At 60.4% G+C, this 9,304-nt stretch carries 9 protein-coding genes, 1 tRNA gene and 1 pseudogene; 7 read left to right on the top strand and 4 right to left on the bottom strand.

Annotated elements, in window-relative coordinates:
• The 3 genes and pseudogenes from A5791_RS12925 to A5791_RS12915 all read right to left on the bottom strand — a co-directional run.
• Positions 1 to 620: pseudogene (locus A5791_RS12925) on the bottom strand (hypothetical protein); the annotation flags it as partial.
• Between the two features lie 122 nt (positions 621 to 742).
• Positions 743 to 1,315 carry a dCTP deaminase gene (dcd, locus tag A5791_RS12920; protein WP_067236778.1) on the bottom strand — a complete coding sequence of 191 codons (573 nt, stop codon included), beginning with the start codon at positions 1,313 to 1,315 and terminating at the stop codon, positions 743 to 745.
• 39 nt (positions 1,316 to 1,354) lie between these two features.
• Positions 1,355 to 2,014 (bottom strand): hypothetical protein, encoded by a 660-nt coding sequence (locus tag A5791_RS12915; protein WP_197504680.1) that lies wholly within the window; start codon positions 2,012 to 2,014, stop codon positions 1,355 to 1,357.
• Positions 2,015 to 2,560: 546 nt separating this feature from the next.
• Here A5791_RS12915 and A5791_RS12910 point away from each other — a divergent pair.
• From A5791_RS12910 to A5791_RS26485, 7 genes are all read left to right on the top strand, one after another.
• On the top strand, positions 2,561 to 2,707 hold the full coding sequence (locus tag A5791_RS12910; protein ID WP_231995888.1) for a hypothetical protein: 147 nt from the start codon (positions 2,561 to 2,563) through the stop codon (positions 2,705 to 2,707).
• Positions 2,708 to 2,857: 150 nt separating this feature from the next.
• Positions 2,858 to 5,917, top strand: a complete 3,060-nt coding sequence (locus A5791_RS12905; RefSeq protein WP_197504679.1) for a DNA methyltransferase — start codon at positions 2,858 to 2,860, stop codon at positions 5,915 to 5,917.
• Positions 5,918 to 6,253: 336 nt separating this feature from the next.
• Entirely contained in the window at positions 6,254 to 6,667 is a 414-nt protein-coding gene (locus A5791_RS12900; protein ID WP_067236770.1) for a hypothetical protein, read from the top strand.
• Complete coding sequence (locus tag A5791_RS12895) at positions 6,606 to 7,064, top strand: tyrosine-type recombinase/integrase (protein WP_082966891.1); 459 nt, start codon at positions 6,606 to 6,608, stop codon at positions 7,062 to 7,064. The genes A5791_RS12900 and A5791_RS12895 overlap by 62 nt, the downstream gene beginning before the upstream one ends.
• A complete protein-coding gene (locus A5791_RS27470; protein WP_082966890.1) occupies positions 7,025 to 7,234 on the top strand; it encodes a tyrosine-type recombinase/integrase in 210 nt (69 codons plus the stop codon). The genes A5791_RS12895 and A5791_RS27470 overlap by 40 nt, the downstream gene beginning before the upstream one ends.
• A 64-nt stretch (positions 7,235 to 7,298) precedes the next feature.
• Positions 7,299 to 7,372: transfer RNA gene (locus tag A5791_RS12885), tRNA-Gly, on the top strand.
• Between the two features lie 258 nt (positions 7,373 to 7,630).
• Complete coding sequence (locus A5791_RS26485; RefSeq protein WP_156661218.1) at positions 7,631 to 7,768, top strand: hypothetical protein; 138 nt, start codon at positions 7,631 to 7,633, stop codon at positions 7,766 to 7,768.
• 580 nt (positions 7,769 to 8,348) lie between these two features.
• Here the strand turns inward: A5791_RS26485 and A5791_RS12880 are convergent.
• On the bottom strand, positions 8,349 to 9,053 hold the full coding sequence (locus tag A5791_RS12880; RefSeq protein ID WP_067236761.1) for a hypothetical protein: 705 nt from the start codon (positions 9,051 to 9,053) through the stop codon (positions 8,349 to 8,351).
• Positions 9,054 to 9,304: the final 251 nt, after the last annotated feature.

Raw genomic sequence — 9,304 nt, 5'->3', positions numbered from 1 at the left:
GCCGCCCCTCGGGCCAGCGCGGTTCCTGGTTCCTCCGGCACATTCACGGCAAGCGAAGTCGCCGCCTCCAAATGCTGCTTGAGCGGCGCGACGTCGACGCCGGAACCGATCACGAACACACCGCCGACCGCTGATCCCAGCCTCTCGAGCCCGACCACCATGTTGACCAGGTCCGCGAGAGAAGTCCGGCCGGAGGCCCGGATGTCGGAGATGGAACCGTCGGCCGTTTCGACGACGGCCAGCGTCGCGTTGTCGGGCTCCACGAACAGCACTGCGGTGCGCTCGTAACCCGTTGCGGCGCCGACCGATTGCGTCAGGGCGGCCGCGGCCAGAAAGGACGAGACCAGCATCACGTTCTTGACCTTGTGTGCCGCCAGCGCGTCGCGCAGCGCGTGGGCCTCCAGCTGGTCGGTCCATGCCACGCCGATGGAAGTCAATCGCAAGCCGGCGTCGTTCGCACCTTCTCGGGTACCGAGAATGGCGGCGATCGCATGACCGGATGCGTTGGTGTCCGGGTCATCGGCCGCGACGACGCCGATCTCGTCCTCTTCTACCGTGGCGCCGTCCGCGTTTTCACCTTCTACCAGGACCATCTGGATGGACGACGGTGCCATCGACATCCCGAGCACGATATTCAAGACCCCTCCAAAGGCTGTGCTAGTGGCCGTTGGCTGCGCGGAGGAGAAAAAGCGCAGACCATCTAAGTATCGCGCAGAGCGACGGTGTTGGCACCCTGGCGGAGCTATGTAGATCGTATGAAGTTCTGATAGGAGCGCGACGGCGTCGGTCCGCGCTGCCCCTGGTATTTCGACCCGACACGTGAACTGCCATAAGGATGTTCAGCCGGGCTGGTCAACCGCAGAATGCACAGCTGACCGATTTTCATGCCCGGCCACAGGGTGATCGGCAGGTTGGCGACGTTGGACAGCTCGAGCGTGATGTGACCGCTGAAACCCGGGTCGATGAAGCCCGCGGTCGAGTGGGTCAGCAAGCCCAGCCGGCCCAAGGAGGATTTGCCTTCCAGGCGCCCGGCGAGGTCGTCGGGCAAGCTGAACAGCTCCAGCGTCGACCCGAGCACGAACTCGCCCGGATGCAGGACGAACGGTTCTCCGTCGATGGGCTCGACCAGGCTGGTCAGCTCGTCCTGCTGCTGCGCGGGATCGATGTGGGTGTAGCGGGTGTTGTTGAACACCCGGAACATGCGGTCGAGGCGCACATCGATGCTGGACGGCTGCACCAAGGCGTCGTCGAACGGGTCGATGCCCACCCGCCCCGCGGCTAGTTCGGCCCTGAGGTCACGATCGGAGAGCAGCACGACGAAGAGCCTAACGCCCTGATCGCGAACAGCCCGGGCTCAGCGCAGGTAGATTTCGTCACCGGTGGGATATCCCCCGCCGGTGGTGGTGACGTGGACGTGGTCATAGTGGCCGAGACGGCTGGGCTGCGAACCGCCGGGCGTGTAGTAGACGCCGCGCCAGATCGCGTCCTGCATCCCGAACCGGTCCGCATTGTCCAGCACGAACGCGACGATCCGGTCGCCCAGTTCGATGCCCTCGGCGCTGCTCGGGTTGGGAATCATGACGTCGATCGCCAAACCGTTGGGGTGCCAGGGCAGCGCATCGGGGCGGCAGCCGCCGATCTCGTGAATTTCGGGAAACGCCGCGCTGATGGCGCGGGCCGCCAAGATTGTCCTTACTTGTAGACCCCGCTCCGACGCGACCCCGGCGGGCAAGAAGCGCGATCCGATCCGCAATCTCGATGCAGCGGTGAATTCGCCCTCGGTATCCATTCCCGGTGCGGCACTGGACATATTCCGTTTCGGCGCAATGGAGGCCGCCACTATCTGTGCGCTACGCGGCGCATCGTCGGCGACGGCAGCCGGCTTGGCAACGACGTGGTTGGGACCTGCGTGAACATCCCCGGCCGCAGCCAGGAACGCGGCGGCAGGGCCGAGCGCAAGAGCAAGGCGCAGCGACGGATTTCGACGCTTCTTGGGTAATGAGTGCCTGCCCACGGGAAGCACAATACGAGATAACGGCGAAATAACGAAACGATAACTTCCAGCGCCGAGAATGAACGGACCGCTATTAGGCGCGTGTAACAACTAATCGGATTTCTTAATTAAGGCTTTTGTTGGTGACGCCGGCCGCGAGCGACACCCGCCGAGGCCGCCTCGACGGGCCGACGGCGGATGCTAGCCTTCTGTGTCGAGCGCGCCGATGTAGTTCAATGGCAGAACATCAGCTTCCCAAGCTGCCTTGACGCGTCCGATGACGTATCCCTGCGTACATTGAAAGTCGTTGTCTTGCTGCCCATTTCACCTATTTTCGTTCAGTGTCGTTCGATGTCGTCTCGCACAGTCCGGAAACGTCGGTTGCAACATCGAATGTGACAACCGTCGCAGGTCACAAGTCCTATTTTGGACTTGCTCCCGAAAGTCTCTTAGCGTTGCTTAGTAAGCATATCTAACTAAGGCGCACACAATGATCACACTCGCCGACAACTCGTTGACCACCAAGGCCGTCGCCGAGCGCCTCGCACCGATCCGAAGACGCTGCGCGTGTTCCTGCTCGCCACTTCGCAAGGTGGGGGATCGGGGTCCCGCCACTCGTTCACGGGCAAGGACGTCGCGCCGCTCAAGGCGAAGTTCGCGAAGTGGGCCGCCGACCGCGAGGCGGCGAAGTTCGCTCAGGCGGCCCGGCCGTGATTCCGGGTTGTGTATAACCCCCCGGACGGTCACGTAATTGTCGGCACCGGTCTTGACCATTGAGTCATGACAGAGTCCGACCGCTTGAACTGCGACTTGCTCGCGTGGATCACGACGGGAGCTTCGTACCGTCCCTTTAAGCTTGAGGGTATGGCGAGGTTGTTCGGAAAGAACAGACTGCGCGAGAGGGCGGAGAAGATTCCGACCGATCAGGTGCAGTGGGCGATTGACCTTGTCCGGACCTGGTACGACGACTATCACCGGGGCTCGCTGAAGACCGACAAGGAGACGAGCCGCGAGCAGGCATATAACCGGGACTTCTTCATCAAGATCCTCGGCTATAAGGAGAAGCCGGCCAACCCGTACACCTTCGAGCCGAAGGACACGTCGGCCACTGGCGACTTCCCCGACGCGGTAATCCGCCACACGGACACCCCAGCAGGCGTCGACAACATCTTCGCGGTCGTCGAACTGAAAGCCGCGTCGGTGAACCTGGATCGGCCGCAGCAGGGCAAGCGCAACCAGAGCCCTGTCCAGCAGGGGTTCAACTACAAGACGCAGTACCGCTCCTGTCCCTTCGTCGTCGTCAGCAACTTCTACGAATTCCGGCTGTACAACGACAACCAGCTCGACCGCGAGGTCTGGACGCTGGCGGATCTGATCGACCCGACGGACGACTACCTGAGGTTCAAGACCTGGTACGTCTTGATGCACGCGGACAACTTCACCGCGGCGCACGGCAAGTCGAACACCGAGCTGTTGCTGAGCGACATCCGCCAGGAGCAGGAAGACATCGGCAAGCGGTTCTATGCCGACTACCGTGACCTTCGGCTCGACCTGTTGCGCGACATCTGGCGCAATAACCCCGATATGCACTCGCACTTCGACGACGCCATCCAGCACGCGCAGACGATCATCGACCGGTTCATGTTCATCTGCTTCGCAGAAGATGGGGGCCTGCTCCCCGACGACACCCTCACGCGGGTCGTGCAGTGGGCGGAGGATTCGCCGCACAGCAGTGGCGACATGTGGGAAGAATTCAAGCTCTTCTTCAGCCGCATCGACAAGGGCAGCAAGCGGCTGGACATCCCGGACGGTTACAACGGCGGCCTGTTCAAAGAGAACGCGGCGCTCGACCAGCTGGTGATCTCCGACGGCCCGCTGCGCCAGCTCGCGGGGCTCGGCAACTACAACTATGCCGACGATTTGCCGGTCAACATCCTTGGCCACGTCTTCGAGCAGTCGATCACCGATCTCGAGGAACTCCGGCGCCTGATCTGGAACAACGACCACCCGTTCGACATACAGCTACCGGAAACCGAACCCCTTGGCAGGCGCAGGCGAGATGGTATCTATTACACGCCCGACCCGATCGTCCGGTACATGGTCCGCAGCACCGTGGGCGCATACCTTCGAGAGGCGGAGAACAGGCTCCGCGACGAGTACCGGCTCCACAGCGGGTTGACCGAGAAAAACTACGCCACCCGCGAGCGGACAGCGTATTTGGCCTACCAGGACATCTTGCAGAACATCAAGGTGTTGGATCTGGCCTGCGGCAGCGGCGCGTTCCTTGTGTCCGTCTTCGACTACCTGCTCGCTGAAAATCAACGTGTTGACCTGATCCTCGGCGGTAACTTCGCCGGCCTCGACGAGTACGTCCGAGACATCCTGAGCAATAACCTCTTCGGCATCGACGTGAACGAGGAATCCGTCGAGATCACGAAGCTTAGCCTGTGGCTGAAGACCGCTCAAAAGAACAAGCCGTTGACGTTCCTCGACGACAACATCAAGGTGGGCAACAGCCTGATCAACGCTGCACGGATCGTGGGGGACAAGGCATTCGACTGGGAAACTGCCTTTCCGAACGTTCCATACTTCGACGTGGTGCTCGGCAATCCGCCCTACGTGGACTCGGAGACGATGGTTCTCAACATCCCGACCGAGCGGCAGTGGATCGCGAACCACTACGACACGGCCTCCGGCAACTGGGACCTGTTCGTGCCATTTGTCGAGAAGGCGTTGTCCATGCTGAGGGATGAGCCGAACGCGCGATTCAGCTACATCATCCCGAACAAGGTATTGGGCGCCGACTACGCCAAAACCCTTCGTTCGCACATTGATTCGAGCTTTCAGCTCGAGGAAATCGTCGATGTATCGCGCGAGAAGGTCTTCGCGGACGCCGACGTGTACCCGGTCATCTTGGTGGTGCGGAAAGGTGGCGACATCGACGCCGACGACCGGCGAGTCACCGTGACCCGGAGCCTGGATCCACTGGTACAAGAGCCCGGCAAATTCATGCCGGCCTACACCGTCAACTGGACCGAATATCTGGCGAAGGACCGGAAACTGTTGGCAGCGCTGTCGAAATTCGACCGCCTGGGCCAGAGCCTTGAGGTCCATTCAGCGGCGACGGTCAATGAGGCGTATTTGGTGGCGGATAGGCTGGTCGATTCGCGTCATCCCACAGCCAAGCAGTTGAAATTCATCAACACGGGCACCATCGATCGGTACACGACGACGTGGGGCAAATACCGCACGCAGTACATCAAGAAGTCCTATGACGCCCCGGTGATCACCGGAGCCACCGCGCCACAGAAGCCCTGGCTCCACCATCCGCGGATCGTCATCGCGGGCATGGCGACCGTGATTGAGGCGTTCCCTGACCCGCACAAGGCGTATTACGCGGGCAAGTCGACGGTGGTCGTCACGACCGACAATATTGACGAATTGTTCTATGCCACAGCGTTGCTGAACAGCCCGGTGATGACGGCATATTTCAAGGAGATGTACAACAGCGAGGCGATGGCGGGCGGGTATATTAATGTCAAGCCGGGCGGTATCCGTGACTTGCCTTATGCCACATACGATTCCTCGCGACCAGGTCACAAGAAGATCGTCGCGGCGGCGCGCGATCTGACCGACGCTTATGCAGCGCTGTCATCCTTCGCGGACACGTCGAACAGCTTCCTGCGCGATGAATACGGCGTCATACCCAGCAGGACAGGCGATCTCGTTGGTGCGGGATTCACGAAGGTTCGGAAGAAGATTAAAGGACTAAGCGTCAATGGTGCTGCCGAGCTACATGAGTGGTTCACCTCGAAGGAATTGGAGCACCGCAAGCTCACCGACGTGATCGGCGAAAAGGAACAACTCGTTGCCGATCTGGTGGCGACTCTGTTCGGTGTAGGCAAACTGATGAGGTCCTACTAACAGGGCAGAACGGCCAGATCGCATAGCTGCTGCATACTCGTAACCTTGGGTACCTGAGGTCAACGTGTGCGCCTGTACACGACGCGCACGAGCGGGCACCACACGCAGCGCAATGCGGAGCACACACAGGCGGTCTGAGCGCGCCCACACGCGGATAACCCGGGAAATTGCGAGGAAGCAATACGCGAGTTTGAAGCGCGTATAGCGTGATAGACACCGGAATCGCTTATATACGAAGCCTCAGATGCGACGCATGTGCAAGACCGAATGTGAAGCGCGAGAGGCGATTTCAGAGGTTCGCACGCAAGCGAAGGCACGTTCGTAGCACGCAAAACCTTGACCGTCGCTGAGGCCGTAGACGACTTCCTGGCCGCTCGGCACAACCTACGCGCCACGTCGCTGTCAAAGTTGACCTACGACCTCGCTGTGCTATCGCAGTTCCACGGCGACCTCAACCTCCAATCACTGACGAAGGCTCACATCGACCGGATGGTCCGTCAGTTAGTCGAGGGTGGGACGACCACACCAGCCACTCCGAAGTTTCCGAAGGGTCGGACGCGCAAGCCGTGGGGACCGAAGGCCGTGAACAAGGTCGTCAGCGCTACGACGCGACTGCTTGAGGATGCACACCGCCAGGGCCCCCTACCGCGCAACGTAGCTATGGGCGTGACCCGCGTGGCGTCGTCCTATCAATCGCTCGACACGTTCACACCCCGCGAGGTCAACGTTCACACCCGGCGAGGTCAATGAGTTCCTGTCGCGCCTCGATGATCACCGCCTAGCGCACGCTTGGCACCTTGCATTGACCGGACTTCGGCGTGGCGAGAACGTGCGGCTCCGCTGGTCCGACGTTGACTTCGACACCCGAACGCTGAGCATCGTCAACAACCGCGTGAGCGCTGGTGGGCGCTCAGTCGAGAACGACCCCAAGTCGACAACGTCGCGGCGTACGCTTCCGCTGCCAGATCGTCTCGTCGTCGCCTTGCGCAACGCACGCGAGCGTCAACGTGTCGAACATGCGTTGGCCGGCCCTGCGTACCGCTCGGGCGCCTATGTCGTTTCCAACGAAGTCGGCGACCCCTACAGCCCCGCCGTGTTGTCCCGGCAGTGGCGGGACGCGCTGGCACGTGTGGGCTGCGGCACTTAAAGCTGCATGGCGCTCGACACACCGCGGCCACGCTCATGCACCTGGACGGGGTGCCCACCGCAGTCATCGCCGCGTACATAAGGCACAACGATCCGGCCGTGACCATGAGGTTGTATGCTCACTCGCAAGACGACGCCCTGCCTGCCGCTGCGAACGCCTTGCAACACTGAGTGTGACATCGACGTGTCACGAGCAAGGCAATCGGGGTCGTATGCGCAGGTCAGAGTCACTCTCGCCGATGTAGTTCAATGGCAGAACATCAGCTTCCCAAGCTGAATACGCGGGTTCGATTCCCGTCATCGGCTCCATATTTTCCCAGCTAGACGGCTTATTTAGCCGGTCAATCAAGTCCTCACTGCCGTTCTTGTCGCTATCTTGTCGCTCACCTTGCGAAGCACCTCGCCAAATCCGTTTGCTGGCACCCGCACCCATCGATCCACGCTCATGAGCGCCGATCAACGCTTCTCAGCGCCCGTTAGCGCCGCGACTCACCTTGTGCCGCAATGGATTTCGTAACAGGCCGCGTAAAATTGCTGGCACAAGACTTTCGATAGCGAGGTTTGACAATGACCGCTCCCAACCAATCCGGCATATTGGTCCAAGACGACGCCCTGGTGACCCACACTGCCGACGACGTTGACCTCGGCGCGCTGTCGCGGCAGGCCTGGGTAGCTGACTTGAGGTTTTCCCTCGGAAACAGCTGAACTTCTCACTGTGTTGGTTTGTTCGCTCACTTTTTTGGCAAAGAGTTAGCAAAAAGGGGGAGGGCACCTCATGCGTATCCGCTTAGCGGTTTTGGCAACAGCGACGCTCGCCTTGGCGGCCTGCGGATCATCTCAGACGACAAGTCCGGCTAAACCGAGCTCAGCAGAGCCGACCAAAGAATCCGGCTTACAGGAATACCCATCGGCACAAGCACTCGCAGACGACCTAACGAAGCACGGCCATACCTGCAATATGACCCCAACAGGGGGAAGTCTATATTCGGTGGACGGCGGAAAGTGCACACTCGATGGAAAAGAAATTGTTCTCGGTATTTACACAAACCAGTCCCAGATAAATGCAAATTTGGCAGCAGTGAACGGAACTTTCGCTCGATTCGGCTTGGATTATGGGTGGCTCACAGGAAAGAACTGGGCGATCAATTGCGGCAGCCGTGCGGCATGCGAAAAGATAGGAGCAGACCTAGGCGGCAGCGTCGTAGCACCGGTTTTGACCCCACCCGCCACGGCAACTACTCCATAACTAAAGCCGCCGATGATTACTGCCGATGGGATATCACCGTTAAGGGTTAGCCAACGAATCCAGCCATTTCGTCACCAAATCGCCGATATATGAGCGCCCTTCGGCAAGCGACATTGTGTGCGTGGGCGGCTGGCCGGGGTTGCGCGCATGGCGTGCCTCATTTCCGCTCACGTCGGCCCGGTTGGCAGATCCGGTAAACGCCGAATCGTCGGCCTTAGTAGCCCAGCCGAGTTCGTAGATCTTCTTTGGTTTGATCGAGTCGCGGATAACCTCGTGCACATTGTAAAGCTCAACAAATCCGAGCGGTGCTGGGCTTCCCATCATGTCCAGCACTTCGGCGACATCCGGATGGGTCGCCGCGAGTGCGAGACGATTCGGCCAGGGCGAAGGCGGGTCGGCCTTGGGTTGACCGTCCGGTCCCATTACAACGCCAACAGCGCCCATGCGCGCGCGGCTTTCGAACGGTGCAGGTGTAATAACCACATTTTGCTCGGTGGGGGTGCTGTAGCTGCCGGTTAATTGCACTGGGCGGAAGTCGGCTGTGCTCACGCGACCGAGCCCGTTGATATGGACGAGGAGACTCTGCGCGACCTCGTAATACGTGGTGCCGTCGGGCGGGTTGTCGATATCGGGGGCCGTCAGGTAGTCGGCGTCGCGGATGACGCGCACGTCGCCGGTCGCGAGAAGTTGAGCCAAGTCTTCAAGGTCGAACTGGTGACCTTCCAACCACGCCTTCGTTGCCACGGGCTGATGCTAAGCCGAATCACCCTGTTTGCTGGCCTTGTCGCTCTTTTGTCGCTGCGTGGGGAGATGCGTAGCAACACTCATTGAGTGCTCGTGAGCGTCAATTCAGCGCGGGTTTAAGGGTATGAGCAGCGCAAACCTTGATCACTTTACGGGCGCTCACGAGCGCCGCAAGGTCAAGTCCATGGACGTGGTGTATGACGCCATTGTGTGATTCTTCGTTTTGATGGTTCAGGCAGTAAGCGCCGCGG

The sequence above is a fragment of the Mycobacterium sp. 852002-51163_SCH5372311 genome, assembly GCF_001667115.1.
GTDB lineage: Bacteria > Actinomycetota > Actinomycetes > Mycobacteriales > Mycobacteriaceae > Mycobacterium.
This window is presented reverse-complemented; position numbering and strand designations above follow the sequence as displayed.

Coding starts and splice junctions, on each gene's coding strand:
- A5791_RS12905 (WP_197504679.1), top strand. CDS start 2,858: ATGGCGAGGTTGTTCGGAAAGAACAGACTGCGCGAGAGGGCGGAGAAG.
- A5791_RS26485 (WP_156661218.1), top strand. CDS start 7,631: ATGACCGCTCCCAACCAATCCGGCATATTGGTCCAAGACGACGCCCTG.